The organism is Streptomyces sp. NPDC048600, assembly GCF_055587025.1.
In genome coordinates this window covers 53518-73571 of the sequence record NZ_JBVJGZ010000018.1, presented here as the reverse complement: position 1 = coordinate 73571, position 20054 = coordinate 53518, and the positions used below count along the sequence as shown (strand labels likewise).

The following is a 20054-nucleotide window of genomic DNA, read 5'->3' as shown; positions in this document are numbered from 1 at the left end:
GCATGCTCTTCAGGCGCGGCACGAGACGTGTCGCGCCTGAAGAGCAGATCGGGTCGCTTCTTCCCGGAGCGTCTCCCCAGGTCCCTGGGGTGAGGAAACTCGTGACCTCGGCAAGGCTGTAGTCCTCGAGGGTAGGAGTCGATCGGGAGGATCTGCCCCCGATGCCGGCGTGAGGCTCCCTGCCGATGCCGATGCCGATGCCGATGCCGATGCCGGTTCGGGGGTGGGTGGCGAGCTATGCGGTGTCCGCGCCGGGGATCTGGGAGGGGCTGTGGCGGTCCAGGGCGCCCTCGAGTTCGGCGCCGATGCTGGACGGAAGATTTCCGCTGCGGCCCCACTGCAGTACGAGTTCGGCGACGGTGCGGAGTTTGACGTTGGTGTGCTGGGACACCTCGCGGAGCACGGTCCAGCCCTGATCGGGGGTTACGCGTCCGAGTGCGACCATCATCCCGATGGCCTGGTCGACCACGGCGTGCGAGACGACGGCCTCCTTGAGCTGCTCAACCTCCGCCTGGAGCTCCACGATCCGGTCTGTCGCGCGTCTCTGGGCCCCACGTTCCTCGCTCACTTTCAGATCCTCCTTAGTTCGGTGGGGGGTTGGACCGCCGAGGGGGTGTCGCCGGGCACGGCGGCTTGAGCGTTCAAGCGCGTAGTGCCTGGTCAAGGTCCGGGTAGCAGGGAATGAGCGTGTCCAGGCCGGTGATCTCCACGACACGGCGGGCAGGCGGCTGCAGGCCTGCGAGCCTGAGCCATCCGTGTGCGCGGTCGGCTGCCTGGTGGGCTGCGAGGAGCGCGTTGATGGTTGCGGAGTCGATGAAGGTGGCCTTGGCGAAGTCGACGACGGTTCGCGGCCTTTCCGCCTTGTGCGGCGGAAGGAGGTGTTCGCGGAGCTGGTCTCGGCTGCTGTAGTCGATCTCGCCGAGGAGGGCGACGACGGCGATGCCGTCGGTGGTACGGCGGAAGATCGACGGCGGGCCGGCCTGCCCCGGATCGTGACGCGACACGGAGGTCCTCCCTCATGTGGGGCGGGCTGATGACTTTCCCGGCTACCCGGCGCTGCGGTGTCCAACCCGCCGCCTGTGCGGGCCACTTGGCCTGCCATGGCGGGTACGGACCCGGCTGGCGGAAGCCGACCGGGCCCGTAGCGGTGCCGACCCCGGCAGCGGGGCGGTGGCGGCGCGAGTCCGTTGAGTCTCGACGACTCTGCCGGGGCCACCGCCTCCAGCCCCGTCGGCGTCGGGAGGTCACGGCCCGTTCAGGCGGTGGGGTTGAGTTCGGCGCGGCCGAACAGCAGGGCATAGCCGGAGGGGAGCTGGTGGAGGATGCGGGTGATCAGGTCGGGGCCTGCGCAGGCGGCGACGGCCCCGAAGACGGAGCCGGTGTCCCAGCGGGTGGTGGCCAGGGAGGTGTCGGCGCGGGCGGCGAGGTCCTTGACGAAGGCCCAGCCGGTGAGCGGCCGGGGGTCGGGAATCTGTGCGGTCAGCAGGCGTGCGGCCTCCAGGGGCAGCCGGGCGGCCAGGTCGACGCGTTCGTCGCCGGTCAGCTGGCGTCCCAGCCCCGAAAGGACCAGGCGGACGGCCTGGTCGGCCTTCTCGCGGGTGGGGTAGGCGCCGTCGTAGCGGACCTTCTCCAGCATCTGCTCGTACGCCGTCCCGTAGAACTGCGGGTGCTCGAGCGGTGCGCGCACATCGGTGATCATTGTGGTGCATGCCTTTCATGGAGCCAGGGTCGGGATGGTGCTGCCGTCGGGTGGTACCGAGGTACGGGGCAGGCGGACCGACGGCGGGCGAAGCGCAGGCCGTAGCCGGGGGAGCCGGAGCAGGATCCGACCGGCCGGTCGTCGCCGCGGGTGTCGGCGAGTGCGGACGAAACGGCGATGACGTCCCCGGTCACGGTCTGCCGCGCGGTGCCGCTCGATCACGGTGCCTCACCGGCCGCGTCGCTTCACGGGATCGTGGAACGCTTCGCGTCGCCAAGTCATCTCGGCCGCCACCCCTTCTTCGAACTGCCCGCAGGGGGTGCGGAGGGCGGGGGAGGGGAGAGCTCGGGCGTCCGTCCTCCGCACCGTCCGGCCCGTGTCAGCCGGAGATCTCCCTGCGGCCGGGTCCGACGCCGACGGAGATCTTGCGGGGCTTCGCACGTTCGGCGATCGGAATGCGCAGGGTGAGCACGCCCGCGTCGTAGTCGGCGTCGATGTGCTCGGTGTCGAGGGTGTCGGCGAGCACGATCTGGCGGGAGAAGACGCCCATCGGCCGCTCGGACAGTTCCATCTGCACGTCGTCGGCCTTCATCACCGGCCGGCGCTCGGCCCTGACCGTCAGCATGTTGCGTTCGACGTCGACGTCGATGGCGTCCGGGGTGACACCGGGCAGGTCGAAGGCCACGACGTACGCGTCGCCCTCGCGGTGGGCGTCCATCGGCATGGGCGACGGCCTCGACCAGGTGCCCGGTCCGATCAGCTGCTGTGCCAGCCGGTCCAGCTCACGGAAGGGGTCAGTGCGCATCAACATCGTGAAAACACCTCCAGCAGGTTCAGGCAGTTGCTGCCAATGCGCCTCACTGCCACCGTTGTAGCATGTCATCCAATGGATGACAAACACGGTGTCGTCCACTGGATGACAACAGGAAGGAGGTGCCCGTGACCTCGGCCGATCAGCCGTTCACGGCCAGTGCGACCGCTCCGAGCCCGGCGTCGTTCCTCGCCACCACCACGGCCCTGCACGCCATGGACGACGCCCTTCGCGCCGCCCTGCGCACGGCTCCCGACAAGCCCGCTGCCGCTCCGGCCACGGATCAGGCCCTGGCCTCGCTGCTGCTGCTGCGGCAGATCCGTGAGCAACTCGCCGGATGGGAGACGGCCCTGATCGAAACAGCCCGTGCCGCGGGCGCCAGCTGGGCCGACCTCGCCCACCCCCTCGGGGTCGCCAGCCGCCAGGCCGCAGAGCGCCGCTACCTGCGCGGCCGCCCCGGCGAGGCCGGAACGACCGGCGAACAGCGCGTCCAGGCCACCCGCCAGGCCCGGGCCGCAGACCGCACCACCGCCGCCTGGGCCCGCAGCAACGCCGCCGACCTGCGCCGCCTCGCCGGCCGGATCACCGCGCTCACCGACCTTCCACCCGCCGCCCGCCTCCCGCTCGGCGAGCTCCACGCGGCCCTCGCCGACGACGACCCCGCCGCCCTCATCGCGCCGCTGGCCGCCACCCGCCCCCACCTGGCCGTCCGCCACCCCGATATCGCCGCGCAGCTCGACGTGCTCACACCGCCCTGATGCTTCGCCCGGGCGACCCGTAGGCAGTTGCGTTCCGGGTTCCCGGCCGTGAACGGGCCCGTCGGCAGTACCGCTCTCCTGCGGGCTGGCCCTGCCCGCGCGCCTCTCACCTGGCGCTTTACAGCCACACCGCTGAGGTGGCCTGGTTCGAACGCCACCCCACGCGGCAGACGATTCCCGGGCCCACCGGCAGGTCGGGGGAGAAGCCGGCGTGCGAGGGAGTAGGCGGCCCACCGCTCCCAGCGGGACGGGGTCCAGCCGCGCTGGGTGACGAGCAGGCCGTACGTCTCCGGGCCGAGGACGGTCAGGGCGACGTCCGCCGCCGAGGCGCTGTCATGGCCGCCCCGAAGGCTTCCGCCCGCCTTCGCCGACAGGGCCTGGGCGAAGCGGAGCTGCACGGCGTGCCGCTGGGCGACGTTGGTGCGCCACAGCTCGGCGATCTCCGGGTCGGCGCCGGCCGCTCCCCGGACGACCTCGAGGACCGGCGCGGCGCGATCCAGGATCCGTCGGGCGCCCGCGGCCTGCAGGACGAGCTGCGCGGCAGGGTCGGGCTCGTCAAGGATCTCGCGAGCCCAGGGCCGGTCGAGGGCGGCGACCGGATCGAGGTCGCCGGCGACGACGGTGTCGAGGAGTTCCCACACCACGCACCCGTTCCCGTTCTCCGACCAGCACACCCTGCCCAGCACCCTCGGCGTCGGCCAGGTGACCACCCGCCTGTGCCTGGACTCCCGGCTGCTCACCACCAGCCTGTTCGCCCTGTGCCCGGTCGCTCGTCACTCCGTCGTACGGCGACCCTGACGACCACCTTCCGCCGGATCCGCCTCGGCAGCGACCGCTTCGCCGTGCGCGCCGACGCACACCGCGGCGCGCACCGTGCGGCATACGCGCTCACCGGGCGGGCCCAGAGCCGCGTCACCGGCCTCGTCGCCGCCCACGCCACCCGGGAACTGCTCACCGGCTCCCTGCCGCCCGGCGTCCACCACATCGAGCAACTGCCCGCCCTGGCCCGCCTGCCGGAGGCACTCGTCGACCACGGCGTCACCCTCCACCGAATCGGCCGGCCGTCAGACGGGCGCCGACCTCCCCCAACATGCCGGTCCACGCCAGGAGATGGCCGACGAAGTCCCCTGCTAAGGTGCGCCGATGTCTTCGATCAAGCAGTTCCAAGTGACCTTCGACTGCGCGGAACCCGCGCGTCTCGCCGGCTTCTGGTGCGAGGTGCTGGGATACGTCGTACCGCCCGTCCCGGAGGGGTTCGCCACCTGGGAGGACTCCCACCGCTCGCTGCCGCCCGAGGATCAGGTCGTCTATTTCGCGTGCAGTGATCCCTCGGGTGTCGGACCGCGGCTGCTCTTCCAGCGCGTTCCCGAGGGGAAGGTCGTGAAGAACCGGGTGCATCTCGACGTACGGGCCGGCACCGGACTCGTGGGTGAGGAGCGCCTCTCCACGCTGGAGGCCGAATGCGCGCGGCTGGTCGCACTCGGCGCGGTACACGTACGAACACTGCGTGCTGACGGCGAGAACGAGTCGTGCATCGTGATGCAGGACATCGAGGGCAACGAGTTCTGCCTCGACTGAGACGGGCTGTCCCGTGTGCAACTCGCTCTGCGTGTCCCGGACCTCACGGCGTGCGCCGCCGTCCGTGTGAAGCCGTTCGGCACGAGTCGGCAGAGCTTCGTGACGGCTGCTCCGACTTCGCCGCCGCGCTGACGAGAACGCGTGGGTGATTTGTCGCCGAGCCAGGTGACAAGGTTCTTGCGGCAGAGGCGAAAGATACGGATATGCGTGGATTCTCGCGCCCGTCGCCCGTCCTGTCGACGAGCTGTTTGTGACGTTTACGTGCGTGTTTTCAAGGGGGCTTGCAACGGCGGGGGCCATGCGGGACGGTTGCCGAAAGACAACTGTTTCCTCATGGCAGGAAGGTGGTGAGGTGCGCACCGTGCGTACCTCCATTGGTGACTGCTCCCCGCAGCTGTTCCGCCCCGCAGCCCGAGGCGGGCCATCCGGTCGACGCCACGCGGACTGAGGCCCCCTGGCCCGTCCTGGTCGCCGACCGGCACGGCCGCTTCGTACACCTCAACGACGCCGCCCGGCTGATACTGCCGAATGCCGCGAGCGGCGCCCGGTTCCACGAGCAGGTACCGGCCTGGCTCGGTGAGGCCCACCAGCAGATCATCGGCAGTGCCGGTCCGGTCGCGACGGCCGAAGCCCCGCACGGAGCCATCGACGACCGCTTCTTCGAGGCGCACCCCACTCTCGACGCCGAGGGCCAGGTCGTGTGGTGGCTGGTTGACGAGACCGCCCGCCGCCTGGCCGAGAACGCGCTCACGGAAGCGCGAAAACGCTCTGAGGTCCTTGCCGAGGCGTCCAGCACGCTGCTGTCCACGCTGAATGTGCCGCGTTGCCTGGAGGTGACCGCTTCGATGGCCGCGGAGCATCTCGCCGAGGCCGCCGTCCTCGTCGCGCCGCCCCAGGGGCGGCGCTGCTCACTCACCTACGCGTGCCGGGGCGGCTCCGTCGTGCAGAGCACCCGTCAGATCGACGTGACCGGTGTGCCAGGGCTGAGGGAGGCGTTGCAGGGCTTTCCTCCGGTGCCGGCCCGCTGGATCAACTCCGCCGACATCCCCGACTGGGCGATCCCGGACGGTTTCGCAGGACCTGTCGGGTCCGTCATCGTCGCTCCGCTGCCCGGCCACGGCGTCCCGGCCGGGGCACTCATCCTCCTGCGTTCCAGTACCGAGCAGGCATTCACCGAGGGCGAGGAGCTCTTCGCCCGCCTGTTCGCCGCGCGAGCCGGCGCGGCCCTGTCCGCCGCTCGCCTGTACACCGAGCAGGCCGCGATCACCGCCACACTGATGCGAGACCTCTTGCCGCCCAGGCTGCACACGGTGCATGGCGTCGAGTACGCCGGCAGCTACCGGGCCTCCAAGGACCACGAACACGTCGGCGGCGACTTCTACGACATCCACCCCGGTGCAGGCCCCTCCGAGGAGACGCTCGCCGTTCTGGGCGATGTGGCGGGCAAGGGCCTCGAAGCGGCGGTCCTGACCGGCAAGATCCGCAACACCCTGCACGCCCTGCTGCCCCTGGCCGAAGACCACGAGCGCATCCTCAACCTGCTCAACAGCGCCCTGCTGACCTCTCATCACGCACGTTTCGCCACACTCGCCCTGGCTTCCGTGCGCCGCCACGGCGGCCGGACGCAGCTGCGGCTGACCAGCGCCGGGCACATGCCACCCCTCATCGTGCGCACCGACGGCACCGTGGAGGAAGCAGACACCCGCGGCACACTGGTCGGTGCCCTGCCGACCGTCACAGCGCACACCGCGACGACAGTCCTCGACCCGGGGGAATCCTGCCTGCTGTACACCGACGGGATCACCGAAGCGCGCGGCGGCCCGCTGGGCGATGAGCTCTTCGGCGAGGACCGCCTGAAGCAGGTGCTCGCCGAGTGCGCGGCCATCCCGGCGGAGGCCGTGGTCGAGCGGGTGCAGATGCTGGCAGCCCAGTGGCTGGGCAGCGGCCGCCACGACGACATGGCCGTCATAGCCATCACAGTCCCGAAATCCGACGCGCACGCCGTCCCCGACGGGCAGGCAGTCAGCGGACCTGCGCGCGGGAGCGGCGAATGAGTGAGCCCACCGCGACCACCCGCGCGGTGCAGCAACTGTGGCTGGCCGTGGCTGACGGCGACGAGCGCGGGGCTGCCGCGGTCGTCCACGCCGCACTGGCCCAGGGGGTGAGTGAGGAAGCGATCCTGCTCGAGGTCATCGCACCGGTTCAGGAGAAGGTCGGCGCCGAGTGGGCGGCCGACCGTCTCAGCGTCGCCCAGGAGCATGCCGCCACCGCGATCAACGAGCGGGTCATCGCCACTCTCACCCACCACTCCGGCAGCAGCCGGGCCGCGGCCGATCGCGGCCGGGTGACGGTGAGCTGCGTGGACGGGGAATGGCACGCGCTGCCCGCCCGCCTGGTCGCCGAGGTCCTCACCCTCCGCGGCTGGCGGGTGGACTACCTGGGGGCCCGGACACCCACCCCGCACCTGATCGCCCACCTGCATCTGACCAACCCCGACGCCGTGCTGCTGTCCGGATCGATCACCACCCATCTGCCCGCCGCGCACGCGGCCGTCACGGCGAGCCAGGCCATCGGTGTCCCCGTGCTGGCCGGCGGCCGTGCCTTCGGTCCTGGGGGCCGTTACGCGAGGGCTCTGGGCGCCGACCGGTGGGCGGCCGACGCACGGGCCGCAGCCGACGTGCTGGAAACGGGCATCCCGCGGCCGGACGCCCCGGCGGTCCGGCACGCCGTGGACGACCTGCCGCATCTGGCCGACCAGGAATACACCATGGTCGTCCAATCGCGGCCCCGGCTCGTCAAACGGACTCTCGCCGACCTGGAACACCGTCTCCCGGCCATGAGCGTCTACACCGTCGCCCAGCGGGACCGCACCGCCGAGGACATCGCCCACATCATCGACTTCCTGACCACCGCGCTCTACGTCGCCGACCCCGAAGTCCTCACCGCCTTCATGACCTGGACCGCAGACATCCTCACAGCCCGAGGCGTCCCCGCCCACTCGCTGCTGGCCGGCCTCGACACCCTGGCCGACCAACTGCACGACTTCCCCCGCACCCAGAAGCTGCTCGAGCGCGCGGCCACCGCCGTGACCGAGCACACCGCCCGCCCTGCCCCCGACACCCGCACGAGCGCATGACCCACCTGCCACCCGTCGAATTCACCCTGAACGTCCGCCGCGAGCCCGCAGTGCTGACCATCACGATCGGCGGCGAACTCGACCACGACACCAGCGACGACCTGCTCGACAAGGCCAGCGAACTACTCACGGCGGGCCGTACGCCGCCCGGAGACGTCCGACTCGACTTTCACGATCTGGCGTACATCGACTCCTCGGGACTGACGACCCTGCTGATGATCCACCGCCGCACCAGTGCCCTCGGCGCCACACTGCACCTGGACAATCGGCCCGCTCACCTGGAACGACTGCTCCAGCTCACCAACGTCCTCGGCCATCTCACCGCTCCGCCGACCCCTGTGACTGTTCAACCGGCGGAAGGGGAAGCGGCGTGGCCGGCGTAGGCATCCCCTCACCCGCGCCCGGCTCCTGACACCCCGAGGGCCCTCGCCGATCGGGAAGGGCACTCGCACGTCACGGCCGCACAGTCCCCGGCGCCGGGACTGACGCAGGAGCGCTCCCGCCACCGACGGGCGACCGGCGCGCCTGCCGGACCCGGCCGCCGCACGCCACAGACCCCTCGTCATCGTGCGTCAGGGGCTGCTCTCGCGGACTACGAGATCGACGGCCGCGAGAGGACCCCCCGCGGCGAAGGCGGCACGCTGGCGGTCCGCACCGGTGCCCCGGCGAAGAAGACGATGGACCAGTGCGCTCACCTCACGTGTGTCGCCGGACTCCTCCAGCGCCGCAGCCGTGTGCCGGAAAAGCTCCCAGAGCACATCGCCCGCTCGGCGAGCCGCGCCGCCGGGATCCATCAGGCTGCCACTGAGGCCATAGCGGGCAGCATGCCACAGGGACGCCTGCAGCAGCTCAGGAGCGCAGTCCGGCACGGGAGCACCTGCGGAGGCCTCGGCGAGAGCGGTCTGCACCAGCGCCCGCACGACACCGGCGAGCATGACCGCGTCGTCGGCGAGCAGCTGAACATCGGTACAGCGCACCTCGACGGTGGGGTACCGCTCCGAGAGCCGCGCCAGCCAGTAGAGCTGGCCCTTGTCGGCCACGAGCCCGCAGTCCACGAGGTGCTGTGCCCGCTGGTCGTAGTCGTCGATGTCCTCGAAGACCGGGGGCAGGCCCGCCACGGTCCAGCGGCTGAACACGACGGTGCGCCAGCTGGCGAAACCGGTGTCACGGCCGTCCCACAGCGGGGAGTTCGCCGCCATGGCCGTCAGAGTCGGCAGCCACAGCCGCAGTCTGTTGAGCACCTGCACGCCCGCGTCGCGACTCGGCACGGCGACATGGACATGCATGCCGTTCACCAGTTGCTCCGCCACGAGTTGGGGCGCCCGAGCGGCCATGGCCCGGTAGCGCGCGTGGTCGGTGACGGGCACGGCGTGCAGTGTGTCGCGCAGCGCGGGCGTCCCGGCGGCCGCGATACGGCAGCCGTGCGTCTCGGCTGCCGAAGCCAGGGCGTGCCGCAGGCGCAGCAGGTGTCCTCCGACCTCGTCCAGGCTGTGGCACACCGGGGTGGCGACCTCGACCTGCGACTGCAGCAGCTCGCCCTGTACTTCCCGGCCGCCGGTGAGACGCTCCAGGCCGGCGGCCTTGCGCACCTTCTCCGCGTAGGGCACGGGCACGCCGGTGACCGGATGGACCAGCATGTATTCCTCTTCGACGCCGATCGTCGTCATGGCCCGCCCTTGGGTCGGCTCCGTCCCGGCCCGCGAGGACCGGACCGGTGTCGATACGTGGCCCGGGCGCTCGGCGAGGCCGCGCCTTGTCGAGCATCCGAGTCCCCAGGCGACCGGTTCGGAAACGGAGGACCTCGGGCGATCACCATCGAGGTGGCACGCCGAACCCGGCGGCGACATTCGGTTGCGGGCACGAGCGTTCCGGCCATGTGGAAGGCGTTCGACGTCCCCCCTCGGGCTGCTGTCCGTCAGAGGCGTCGGTCACCGTCATCAGCATCCCCGTCGCCCGCCGCCTGCGCGGTCGTGCGGGGCGAGCCGACTCCCTGGCGCATCTCCTCCAGAGCTTCCAGGAACAGGCTCCGGGCCCGGGTGAACCAGTCCGTCAGCACGGCGAGTTCATCGGCCTCGTAGTCGGCGAACAGTGCGGTCAGACGTCCGTAGAGAGGGGCGTACACCTCGATCAGGCGCTGCTGTGCGCTGTCGTCCATGGCGACGTGCACGCGGCGGCGGTCCTGGGGGTCGGGCTCGCGGCGCACATAGCCCGCCCTTTCCAGGCGGTTGATCACGCCGGTGACCGCGCCCGTGGTCAGCCGTGCCCGCTCGGCCAGATCTCCCGCCACGAGCGACTGGCCGGCCAGCGATGCCTCGATGAGGAAGCCGAGGCATGTGGCGTCAGTGACGTTGAGGCCGAGGCTTCGCGCGATGTCCTGCTGCCCGAACTGCGCGGTCGCGATCATCCGGTCCATGGCGTGCAAGGCCTGGTCGGCGTCGGCCGCGGGGCGGTTCTTGCCTCGTTCCACGATATTCCCTTAGCATCTAAGTATCTTAGTTCGCGAGATAACTGTCCGACTCGACCACGGACAGTCATCTCGGTGTTCCACCCATCGAAGGGGAGACATCCATGTTCGTGCATGAGGAAGTAGACATGGGTCACACCGTCGCCGGCTGGACGGGCTCGGCGACCGCCCTGGCCGGCTTCGCCCTGTCCGGAACCGCCGTGGTCGCAGGCTCGGCCCTCCTCGCGGTGGTGGGCGCCGCGGTCGTGCTGGGGGCGCTGCCGGTCACCTGGATGCTGCACCTGGCCGGATGGGGGAAGCCGAGTGGGCCGCGCCCCGCAGACCAATGGGACTGGCGCGTCCGGGACCGCGCGGCGCGAAGCGGCCATCAGGACTGCCTCGGCTGTCGTCTCGCCGGACGGCGAGCGGCCACCGCGCCGCAGCGCCTTGCCGAGCCCGCCGCGCCGGACGCTCGGGCATGTCCGGATGCGCAGCCCTCAGGGTGACACCCGCCCTGCGGGACGCGGGAGTTCGCCGATCGATGCAACGGCAGGCCGGTCCCTGTAGGACAACGGGCTTTGCTGTAAGCCCTGCTGACGGTGTGAAGGTTCCTCGAAATCCCCGCACAACCAATGGGTCTCTCCGCGAGTCATGATCACGAAGGGTTCACGTGATCCACGGATCCCTGAACGTGAACCCCGGTCATCGCTGTACCGCTCTGAGAGAGGAACCATGTACCGACCCAGACGCACCACAGCCGCCGCCGCGGCCTCCGTAGTACTCGCCACCGCCGGTGGCCTGCTGACGGTCGCCGCCGCGCCCGCCTCCGCCGCCGACTGCGCCGCTCCGGCGTTCGAGCGGCAGTTCTTCGCCAACACCACCTTCTCCGGCACCCCGGCGAAGACCGACTGCGACGACGCGATCGCCGAGAACTGGGGCGCGGGGGCTCCAGCGTCCGGCCTGCCGTCGAACCGGTTCGGGGTGCGCTGGTCGCTGAACCGCGACTTCGGCTCCGGCGGCCCCTTCGCCCTGACCGCCTCCGGGCAGGACGGCATGCGCGTCTACCTCGACGGTGCTCTCCAGATCGACCTCTGGAGGAACACCTCGACCACGGTCTCCCGGACCGTCGACGTCACCATCCCCTCCGGGCAGCACAGCCTCCGCGTCGACTACGTCAACTGGTCCGGTCCCGCGGCCGTCCAGTTCGCCTACACCCCGCGCACCTCCCCGGCGGACGACCAGGTCGCGCCGCTCGCGCCCGCCGGTGTCGCCGCGTCGTACGACGAGAGCGCCGGCCGCGCCTCGCTGACCTGGGCACGGAACGAGGAGATGGACCTCGCCGGGTACCGCGTCTACCGGCGGGCCGCGGAAGGGGGCGACTTCCTGCCGGTGAGCGGCGCGAATCTGCTGACCGAGACGTCCTTCACCCAGGACCTGCCGGTCACCGGAGCCGCGTACGCCTACCAGGTGCGGGCCGTGGACCTGGCCGGCAACGAGTCGACGGGCGGCGCCGAGCCGACCGTCACCACCGCCGACCGCACCGCTCCGGCCCTCTCGGCGCCGACCGCGACCCACGACAACTGGCTGGGCGTCTCGCTGGCATGGACCGCCGAGGAGGAGGGCCTCACGTACGACGTCCAGCGGGCGTCCGCCCCCGACGGGGAGTTCACCGCACTGGGCACGGTCCGCACGCCCGGCTACCGGGACGAGACGGCACCCTACGGAGAGACCTCCTACTACCGCGTCACCGCGACCGACGCCGCCGGGAACAGCACCACGTCCCCGGTGGTGGAGTTCGCCCGGCCGCTCGCGGTGCCCGCCATGGACGGCACCCGGATCGCGGACGACGACAGCGGCGTCGAGGTCGCCTGGACCTCACCCGCGTCCGGCCCGTCCACGTTCCGCGTCTACCGCTGGGACCGCTTCGACGAGAACGCCGTCCCGGAGCCGGTCACCTGCGAGCCCCGCCGCACCGGCAACCCCGAAGACCCGAAGCCGCAGTACGCGTGCACCGACACCTCCGCCGAGTTCGGCGTGACGTACTGGTACCGCGTCCACACGGTCGACGCCCAGGGCCGTGAGTCCGAGCCGTCGCAGCCGAGCAGCATCACCCGTGCCGACCGCGTCGCGCCGCCCGCCGTCACCGGCCTCGACTACACGACCACGGAGTACGGCACGGTCCTGCGCTGGGACGCGAGCCCCGCCGCCGACCTCGCCCGGTACGTGGTCTACCGCGCCCCCGCCGACGACCCGTTCGCCACCATCGAGCGGATCGCGGAGGTCGCACCCGGCACCACCGGCTACGCCGACGTCCAGGTCGCCGACGACCAGTCCTGGATCTACTACGTCGACGCGGTCGACACCTCCGGCAACTCGATCTACCTGACGGGCTCCCCGTCGGACGTCGCCCACGTCGAGACCAACGAGTACTACCTCGGCCCGACGTACAACCTCCCCTTCACCTACGACTGGGCCCTGTCCGCCACCGTGGACGCGTCCGCCCAGGCACAGTTGTCGTGGAACTGCACCACCGGCTCCTGCCCGGCCACCGGCTTCCACGTCTACCGCTGGGACCGCGTCACGGAGGAGTGGGTGCGGCTGACCCAGCAGCCCCTGTCCGCCGCCACCAGGGCGTACACGGACGCCGCCACCCCGCGCGGCACCACCAGCCACTACACGATCACGGCGGTCGCCGCGGACGGCTCGGAGATCGCCGCCCGCTACACCTCGGTCGCGACCGCGCCGAGCGGAGCCTGACACCGGTGAGGCCCACGACCGCCGGCCGGACGGACGGGACGGCGACCGCCGCCGCGCCCGGCCCGGCCGGCGGTCCCCCCGCCACGGCTCCACCCCCACCGTGGCGGCGAAGAACCACGCATCTCCCCACCTGAGGCGCCGGTTGCGGGGACACCGGCCACGTCGGGATCAGTTGGCCAGGGCCATACGCTCCACCCACGCGACCTTCACGGACTTGATGTCGGACAGCTCATGGCCGTCCTCGAGGGTGGCGTACTCGTCGAACTCGCTCTCGTCGGAGTCGGTCTTGCCGGCCGCCAGGTGTACCGAGCCGATGTAGGTCTGGCTGACGAAGTCGCCGTCCTCGTCGAAGGCGTTGACGATGACGGAGTAATTCGCGGGCTCGTCCCCCTTGTTGGTGATCTTGTAGTCGAACTCGTACACCGTGTCGTCCGACTCGCTGTACGAGTCGCAGTCGTTGTACGTGAACTCGTCGGTGTCGTCGCAGTCCTCGTCGTCGTCCGAGGTGAGCTTGCCGCCCGAGACCTCGACATGGTCGATCGGGTCACCGTCGCCCGCCAGCGTCCACCAGGCGAGGCCACCACCGGCGAGGAGCACCACGACGGCGGCCGCGGCTATCAGAGTCCCCTTGCCGGGACGGCGTAAGGGTGCGGTGTTCGGCGACGCGAGGATGTCCAGGGGAGGGCTGGGCGGCGGGGCGGAGGGATACGGGGGCGCGGGCGTCGGTTCGGTTCGTTCTGGCGTGTTGTCGGTCATGGACCGGCTCCTTCTCGGGTCAGTCGGAAGGTGTGGTGTCGGTGTCCTGCCCGCCTTGTGACTTGCCGATGCGGAGACCGGTCCCGGCCAGGAGCAGCAGCACCGCGAGTACGGAGACGGCGCAGGCCGCTGCGAACACGTCGGACTTCTCGTCGGCGAACATGCCGGCGGCGGCCAGCGTGAGGAACACGCCGGCGCTCTGCCAGCCGATTCCCGCGGGCATCGGGCCCGGCGTGCGCCGGCCTCTGCGGGGGATCCACAGGCGGAGGAGTTCCAGGGCGATCGCCAGGGCGAGGAACCGGGAGGCGATCATCATCGCGAGAGGTGCGGTGTTGTCGCCCAGTTCACCCACGCCGACGACGGTGGTGAAGCCGAAGTAGAGGATCGGAAGCAGCCAGCCGAGGCGTGCGCGGCGCTCGGGCGTGGGCGAGGGGGCCGCGACGCCTGCCCTCTTGGCCGAATCGACCGGCGAGCGAGGTGAGGGGACCGCGGTGAGGGTGGGGCCGGCGGGGATCGGCCGGAGCGCGCGGCGCTGGGCACGGCGGATGCGCAGGCCCGCGTCGCCGTGGCGGTCGATGTGGGCGGACAGTTCCGCCTGGAGGGCGAGGAGTTGTTCCGCCATCGTGTCGAACTCGGCCCGGCGTTCCGCGGCGAGTCGGGCGGCGTCGCGTTCGGCCGTGGTGAGGCGTTCGAGGGCCTCGGCGTGGTGCCGGCCGGCCTCGGTGCGGGCGGCCTCGGCTGCGCGGGTGGCCTTGGCCGACTCCTTGCGCAGACGGGTGCGTTCCGCCTCGATGATCTCGGAGATGCGGTGACGTTCGTCCGGGGGGAGTGTCTGGGGCGCGCGGGCTTCGGCGCGGGCCAGGGCGGCCTGCCGCCACTCCGTCAGGGGGCGGCCGCGGTGCTGTCCAATGCCGTTGACGTGGATGCGGTGGCCGTCCGCGCGGTCGATGTAGAGGACGTTGCCGCCCTTGCCGTTCGGCGACCTGTCCCAGGTCACGCCGGTGAAGTCGGCGGCAGTGCTGATGCCCTGGGCGGCGAGGTCGCGGATCAGGCCGGTGCCGAAGCCGTTCAGTTCGCTGACGCTGAGAGGTGTGTTCCTGAGGCGTCGCTCGATGAACTCGCGGCGCAGGACGCCGAGTGCTTGGGTCTCCTGCTGTTCGCGCTTGCCGTCGAGGCTGTTCAAGTCATGCGTGAGCGAGTGCTGTCGGCGCGCCCGCTGTGCCTCGATGCGGTGCAGTTCCCCGGTGTGGGCGGTTTCCGCGCGGTTGCGGTCACGTGCCTCGCGGTTCAGCCGGCGGCGGTCGGCCGTCTCGAAGGCACCGCGTTTGTTGAGCAGCCGACGCAGGGCGCGTATGGACTCGATGATGCGGCGGCGCTCGGCACGTATGCCTGCCGGGGACTGCGGGACGGGGGTGATCCCGTCCAGGGTCGGGGTGGTGCGGTCGGTCAAGGCGGGCTCACTCAGGAGGTGGGGCATCGGGGCGTTGGAGTTGCCCCGGGCTACGCGGGGTCGAGTCGCTGGAGTCTAAGCGATCAAGGGCCTGGTGGCCCTCACTCCTCCAGGAGGCGACGGGCCTGTGAGAGGAGGTCGAGCAGTTCGGTGCGGGAGGGGTCGGGCGGGGCGGGTGTGCGCGGGGTGTGGGTGGTGAGGATGTGCAGGGCGACGGCGGCCTGGCGGGCGAACAGGCACAGCAGGTCCAGCTCGGGGAGGCCGGACCGGGCCTGCGGGGAGGGGTCGAGCACCTCCAGGACGCCGAGGACGCGGCTGCCGCGCACGAGGGGCGCGGCCATCAGGGCGTCGGGGACGAAGCCGGTGGACTTGGCGATGTCCCGGTCGAAGGCGGTGCTGCGGTGGAGGTCGTCGACCACCATCGGCTCTCCCGAGGCGGCGACCCACCCGGCGATGCCCCGGCCTGCCGCGAACCGCCGGCCCACCAGGAACTCCTGGCCCTGTCCGGAGACGGCCTCGAAGACCAGCTCGTCCGCGGCGTCGTCCAGCAGCAGGATGGAGCTGGCCTGGGCGCCGAAAAGGGCGCGGGCGGTGTCGACCACCGACTGGAGCAGCTCCGCCATGGCCGGGTCCGGCCGGGAGGTCGGTGACGCGGAGGGGGTGATCGTCTGGGCCATGTGGGGTTCCCTTCCGGCGCCGGTCGTCACCGGCGTCCGTGGACACGGACGTTGGCTGCGGACAGGTACAGGGCGTTCTTGAGCTGGAACGGTGTCAGCCGTGGGCGGCTGGACAGGATGCGTGCGCACAGGCCCGCGACGAACGGGGTGGCGAAGCTGTTGCCGGAGCTGCGGATCGACGTGCCGCCCAGCCAGGCCACCTCGACGCGTTGCCCGGGGGCGAAGAACTCCACCGGCGGCTCGGGGTTGTAGAGGTGGAGGTCCGGGTCGTCCTCCTGGTGGCTGCCGACGGAGATCACCGAGGAGAACCGCCAGGGGAAGCTCTCCACATGGGTGTTGTGCGCCGCGGCGACGATCACCGTGCGCTGGAAGTACGCCTCGTCGGCCAGCCGGCGCAGCTCCGCCGCGAAACGCTCATGGCTGGTGGACAGGCTGAGGTTCACCACGTCGAACCGCTGCCGCACCGCCCACCGGATCCCCTCGAGCAGGACGTCCCCGCTGCCGGAGAAGCGCTCGCCGAGGACCCGTACGCTGGTGAGTTCGCAGTCCGGCGCGGTGCGGCGGATGATTCCGGCGCAGGCGGTGCCGTGGCCGCAGGCGTCGCCCTCGTCCGTCTCCTCGACGCGGACCCCCTCGTCGTCCTTGACGACCCGCCACGCGCCGTCCAGCGGGCCGATCATCGGATGGTCCCGTTCGACGCCCGAGTCGACCACGCAGACGCGGACACCCCGGCCGGTGCCGCCGACGAGTCCTCCCTCGGGCGCGTCCGGGGGGCCGTCGGCCTCCACGGGCACGTCCGCGATGCCCCTGCCCCGCAGGCCCCAGGTGAGGGCGGGCGCGGGTGGTCGCGCGGTGGTCATCGGGATGCCTCCTGTCCGGCTCCGGTGGCCCGCACGGCTGCGGGGCGGGGCCCCGGCGATCGGCCCTGGCAGCGGACGGCCACCGCCTCGGCCCGGCGTACGGCGGGCAGATGGCCCTTCGTGTCGAAGTACCGGTGGGCCCGTGCCGCCGCCTCGGCCGCCTCGGCCGGCCGTTCCAGGGCGAGGGCCGCGCGGGCGTGGTCGAGGGCGGCGAGGCCCTGGACGATCGGCGAGTCGGTGCCGGCCGCGGTGGCGAGCGCCCGGGCGCAGAGCCGCCCGGCGGTCGCGGCGTCACCGCGCGCGGCGGCCAGCCGGGCACGCAGACCGTCCAGGTCGGCCGACTCCGCGTGCGGCCGGGCCGGTTCCACGCGCTCCGGGTCCAGTTCGGTGAGGGCGTCGAGCGCGGCGCCCGGCTCGCCCAGGTCCAGCCGGATGCGGGCCATGTCGAGGAGGGCGCCGCGCAGCAGGGCCGTCGCGCCCAGGTCGCGGGCGGCACCGGCGGCGCGCTCCAGGCAGGCCAGGGCGTCCTCGGGGCGGCCCGCCAGGTCGGCCACGGTCGCCGCGAAGATCGGCAGGAAGGCCTCGGCCTCCGCGTAGCCGAGCCGTCGCGCGAGGTGTTCGGCCTCCGAGAGGCAGGCCATGGCGCCGGCCGTGTCGTCGTGCAGGGCCAGCAGCACCGCGAGCGGGCAGTTGAGCGTCAGCCGGACCGCCCGGCGGTCGGGGCTCTGTTCGGCGAGGAGTGCCCGGCAGCGGGCGAGGGCGTCCGGGACCGGCTGGGGGCCGCGCCACAGGGACACACCCAGCGCGCCGAGAGCCGCGGCCCGCTCCGGTTCGGCGTCGGCGCGTACGGCGTGGTCCGTGGCCCGGGCCAGCAGTTCTTCGGCCGCACCGTGCCGGCCCTGCTCCTGGGCGCGCTGCGCCAGCCGCAGACAGGCTCGGGCCTGGCCGAGTTCGTCGCCCGCGGCCGCGAAGACGGGGAGGGTGGCACGGGCGGTGTCGGCGGGTGAACCGGCCTGTCCCGGGTGCCCGTCGGCGAAGGCCAGGGCGAGGCGCGCATGGGCCTGTTCCACCGGGTGCGCGTCGTCGGCCAGTACTTCTTCCAGCAGTGCCCGGCCCTCGGGTGCGCGGCCGAGGTCCAGCAGCGTCTGTCCGAGCCGCCGCCGCGTCGCGGTGCTGCCGGGCTCGCCCGTGCCGTAGCGGTCGGCGGCCCTGGCGAGCAGGTCGGCGGCCCACACGGGGTCGGCGTGGGCGAGGGCCAGCCGGCCGGCCTCCGCGAGGGCGTCCGCGGCGCGCAGCCGCAGCGCGTCGGTGTGCGCGTCCTGGGCGCCCAGTTCGGCGCGGTAGCGGTACGCCTGTTCCAGGTGGGCGCCGACCGCGGCCCTGCCGCGCGCCCGCACCGACGGCAGGCGCACCGCCCGTTCGTGCCGGTCGGCCCGGTCCTGCTTGGACTGGCCGGCGTAGACGACCTCCTGGATCAGTCCTCCGGCGAAGCGGAAGGCCTCGCCGTCCGGGCGGATCAGCCGGTGCCGGACCAGACGGTGGAGGACGGGGCGGAGTCCGGCCTCCGTCCACCCCTGCTCGCCGGGTCCGGCGAGGGCGGTCACTTCCCCGGCGGTGAACTCGCCGCCGAGGACGGACGCCAGGCCCAGAGCCCGGTGTTCGGGCGGATCGAGCGCGTCGATGCGGGCGCCGATGAGTGCCTGGAGCGGCAGCGGCACGCTGTCGGCGTCGACGGGCCCGCCGGCGAGCAGCAGTTGCTCCAGATGCAGAGGGTTGCCGCCCACCCTGGCTAGGACCGCGGGAGCGAGCGGTTCGTCGTCGCCCTCGCGTCCGGTCAGCCCGGCCGCCAGCCGCTGTGCCTCGGCGTCGGACAGACCACCGAGCAGGACGGCGTCCGGGGCTGGCTCGGGCCGTGTGTCGAACAGTTGGGGGCGGGTGAGCAGGACGATCAGCGCGGGAGTTTCGGTCAGGGCGCGCAGCAGCCGGTCGAGGGCGTCGAACAGGGGCTGCGCCGCCCAGTGGCAGTCGTCGAGGACGAGCACGACGGGCCCGTGCTCGCCCAGGTCGGCGAGGACCTTGGCGAGCGCGGCGCAGGTGTCGGCCGGTGACAGGTTGGGGGTGCCGTCGAGGAGCAGCCCCTTGCGGAGCAGCTCCAGTTCGGGTGACGGCGGGGCCGGGCCGGTCCCGAGCAGGTCGGTCACGGCGGCGGCGAGCGGTCCGAGGCTGGGCTGCTCGCCGCGGGCGCGGCAGCGTCCGACGCCGTGGCGGAGATTGTCGGCGCCCGTGCGGTGCAGCCATTCGCGCACCAGCCGGGTCTTGCCCTGTCCGGCCTCACCGCCCACCAGCACACGAGCGGCCCGCCGGTCGCGGATCGTGCGGTCCAACGCCGCGTCGAGGAGGCCGAGTTCGCGAGTGCGTCCGACGAAGGCGACGTCGAAGCGGCGCAGCGCCTCGGGGCCGTCCTCCTCGTCGAGGCCGAGCAGGCGGTGGGCGGTGACCCGGTCGCGCTTGCCCTTGAGCAGCAGCGGGCCGGTCGGCGTGGTGCGGACCCCGGGGCCCGCGGCCGCGAGGGTGCCGGGGCCGAGGAGGATCTCGCCCGCGGCGGCGTTCTGTTCGAGGCGCGCGGCGATGTTGACGGCCTCCCCGGACACCATGGCCTGCCGCTCGCTGGCCGAACCCGTCACCACCTGACCGGTGTTGACGCCGATGCGCATCTCCAGCCGTACGCCCACGGCGCCTTCCAGCCGGGCGTTGAACCCTTCCAGGGCCTCCCGCATGGCGAGCGCGGCGGCGACCGCGCGGCGGGCGTCGTCCTCGCGCACCGTCGGCACGCCGAAGACGGCCATCACAGCGTCCCCGATGAACTTCTCCACCGTGCCGCCCTGCTCCTCGATCCGCTGCCGCATCAGGCCGAACCAGCGCAGTGTCACCGAGCGCAGGGTCTCCGCGTCCAGGGCTCCGGACAGCGCGGTGGAGCCCACCAGGTCGCTGAAGAGGAGGGTCACCACCTTGCGGCCGGTCGGTCTGGCCGGGTCAGACGCCGGGGTGCAGGGGCTGCCGCAGGAGGGGCAGAACCGGGCGCCGGGCGGAGTGGCGCCGCGGCAGGAGGCGCAGGTCATGGGTTCCTCC

Annotated in this window: 20 protein-coding genes; 8 read left to right on the top strand and 12 right to left on the bottom strand. The window is 72.2% G+C overall.

What is annotated here, in order from left to right:
• Nucleotides 1-235: 235 nt before the first annotated feature.
• From ACZ6SQ_RS23785 to ACZ6SQ_RS23770, 4 genes are all read right to left on the bottom strand, one after another.
• Nucleotides 236-568, bottom strand: coding sequence for an ANTAR domain-containing protein (locus ACZ6SQ_RS23785; protein ID WP_469565276.1), 333 nt, complete (start codon nt 566-568; stop codon nt 236-238).
• Between the two features lie 73 nt (nt 569-641).
• Nucleotides 642-1004: an STAS domain-containing protein gene (locus ACZ6SQ_RS23780; protein WP_469565274.1), complete on the bottom strand. Its 363-nt coding sequence runs from the start codon at nt 1002-1004 to the stop codon at nt 642-644.
• A gap of 251 nt (nt 1005-1255) precedes the next feature.
• Nucleotides 1256-1699, bottom strand: coding sequence for a DUF2267 domain-containing protein (locus tag ACZ6SQ_RS23775; RefSeq protein WP_469565272.1), 444 nt, complete (start codon nt 1697-1699; stop codon nt 1256-1258).
• A gap of 379 nt (nt 1700-2078) precedes the next feature.
• Nucleotides 2079-2510 (bottom strand): Hsp20/alpha crystallin family protein, encoded by a 432-nt coding sequence (locus ACZ6SQ_RS23770; RefSeq protein ID WP_469565271.1) that lies wholly within the window; start codon nt 2508-2510, stop codon nt 2079-2081.
• 128 nt (nt 2511-2638) lie between these two features.
• Here ACZ6SQ_RS23770 and ACZ6SQ_RS23765 point away from each other — a divergent pair, with 128 nt between their 5' ends.
• Complete coding sequence (locus ACZ6SQ_RS23765) at nt 2639-3268, top strand: type III effector protein (RefSeq protein ID WP_469565268.1); 630 nt, start codon at nt 2639-2641, stop codon at nt 3266-3268.
• 621 nt (nt 3269-3889) lie between these two features.
• Complete coding sequence (locus ACZ6SQ_RS23760) at nt 3890-4066, top strand: hypothetical protein (protein ID WP_469565266.1); 177 nt, start codon at nt 3890-3892, stop codon at nt 4064-4066.
• On the opposite strand, the gene ACZ6SQ_RS23755 is transcribed toward ACZ6SQ_RS23760, so the two are convergent.
• On the bottom strand, nt 4042-4302 hold the full coding sequence (locus ACZ6SQ_RS23755; RefSeq protein ID WP_469565264.1) for a hypothetical protein: 261 nt from the start codon (nt 4300-4302) through the stop codon (nt 4042-4044). The two genes, ACZ6SQ_RS23760 and ACZ6SQ_RS23755, sit on opposite strands and share 25 nt — an antisense overlap.
• Nucleotides 4303-4411: 109 nt before the next feature.
• On the opposite strand from ACZ6SQ_RS23755, the gene ACZ6SQ_RS23750 reads away from it, so the two are divergent.
• The 4 genes from ACZ6SQ_RS23750 to ACZ6SQ_RS23735 all read left to right on the top strand — a co-directional run bounded on the left by ACZ6SQ_RS23750 (nt 4412) and on the right by ACZ6SQ_RS23735 (nt 8365).
• Nucleotides 4412-4846 carry a VOC family protein gene (locus ACZ6SQ_RS23750; RefSeq protein WP_469565263.1) on the top strand — a complete coding sequence of 145 codons (435 nt, stop codon included), beginning with the start codon at nt 4412-4414 and terminating at the stop codon, nt 4844-4846.
• Nucleotides 4847-5220: 374 nt separating this feature from the next.
• Nucleotides 5221-6900 (top strand): SpoIIE family protein phosphatase, encoded by a 1680-nt coding sequence (locus ACZ6SQ_RS23745; protein WP_469565261.1) that lies wholly within the window; start codon nt 5221-5223, stop codon nt 6898-6900.
• Entirely contained in the window at nt 6897-7982 is a 1086-nt protein-coding gene (locus ACZ6SQ_RS23740) for a cobalamin B12-binding domain-containing protein (protein ID WP_469565260.1), read from the top strand. Before ACZ6SQ_RS23745 ends, ACZ6SQ_RS23740 begins: the two co-directional genes overlap by 4 nt.
• Nucleotides 7979-8365 carry an STAS domain-containing protein gene (locus tag ACZ6SQ_RS23735; RefSeq protein ID WP_469565258.1) on the top strand — a complete coding sequence of 129 codons (387 nt, stop codon included), beginning with the start codon at nt 7979-7981 and terminating at the stop codon, nt 8363-8365. Before ACZ6SQ_RS23740 ends, ACZ6SQ_RS23735 begins: the two co-directional genes overlap by 4 nt.
• Nucleotides 8366-8554: 189 nt before the next feature.
• Here ACZ6SQ_RS23735 and ACZ6SQ_RS23730 read toward each other — a convergent pair whose 3' ends face one another.
• Both ACZ6SQ_RS23730 and ACZ6SQ_RS23725 read right to left on the bottom strand, forming a co-directional pair.
• Nucleotides 8555-9649 (bottom strand): carboxylate-amine ligase, encoded by a 1095-nt coding sequence (locus ACZ6SQ_RS23730; RefSeq protein WP_469565256.1) that lies wholly within the window; start codon nt 9647-9649, stop codon nt 8555-8557.
• A gap of 248 nt (nt 9650-9897) precedes the next feature.
• The gene (locus ACZ6SQ_RS23725) at nt 9898-10395 is read right to left on the bottom strand and encodes a MarR family transcriptional regulator (RefSeq protein WP_386380264.1); all 498 of its coding nucleotides are present in this window, start codon (nt 10393-10395) and stop codon (nt 9898-9900) included.
• A gap of 155 nt (nt 10396-10550) precedes the next feature.
• On the opposite strand from ACZ6SQ_RS23725, the gene ACZ6SQ_RS23720 reads away from it, so the two are divergent.
• Together ACZ6SQ_RS23720 and ACZ6SQ_RS23715 are read left to right on the top strand one after the other, a co-directional pair.
• Nucleotides 10551-10931 (top strand): HGxxPAAW family protein, encoded by a 381-nt coding sequence (locus tag ACZ6SQ_RS23720; protein ID WP_469565254.1) that lies wholly within the window; start codon nt 10551-10553, stop codon nt 10929-10931.
• A gap of 226 nt (nt 10932-11157) precedes the next feature.
• Entirely contained in the window at nt 11158-13182 is a 2025-nt protein-coding gene (locus ACZ6SQ_RS23715; protein WP_469565252.1) for a fibronectin type III domain-containing protein, read from the top strand.
• 168 nt (nt 13183-13350) lie between these two features.
• Here ACZ6SQ_RS23715 and ACZ6SQ_RS23710 read toward each other — a convergent pair whose 3' ends face one another.
• From ACZ6SQ_RS23710 to ACZ6SQ_RS23690, 5 genes are all read right to left on the bottom strand, one after another.
• A complete protein-coding gene (locus ACZ6SQ_RS23710; RefSeq protein WP_469565251.1) occupies nt 13351-13938 on the bottom strand; it encodes a hypothetical protein in 588 nt (195 codons plus the stop codon).
• A gap of 19 nt (nt 13939-13957) precedes the next feature.
• Entirely contained in the window at nt 13958-15388 is a 1431-nt protein-coding gene (locus ACZ6SQ_RS23705) for a hypothetical protein (RefSeq protein WP_469565248.1), read from the bottom strand.
• A 101-nt stretch (nt 15389-15489) separates the two neighbouring features.
• Nucleotides 15490-16065 (bottom strand): GAF domain-containing protein, encoded by a 576-nt coding sequence (locus ACZ6SQ_RS23700; RefSeq protein WP_469565246.1) that lies wholly within the window; start codon nt 16063-16065, stop codon nt 15490-15492.
• 26 nt (nt 16066-16091) lie between these two features.
• Nucleotides 16092-16925 (bottom strand): S8 family peptidase, encoded by an 834-nt coding sequence (locus ACZ6SQ_RS23695; protein ID WP_469565244.1) that lies wholly within the window; start codon nt 16923-16925, stop codon nt 16092-16094.
• Nucleotides 16922-20044: an adenylate/guanylate cyclase domain-containing protein gene (locus ACZ6SQ_RS23690; RefSeq protein ID WP_469565242.1), complete on the bottom strand. Its 3123-nt coding sequence runs from the start codon at nt 20042-20044 to the stop codon at nt 16922-16924. Before ACZ6SQ_RS23690 ends, ACZ6SQ_RS23695 begins: the two co-directional genes overlap by 4 nt.
• Nucleotides 20045-20054: the final 10 nt, after the last annotated feature.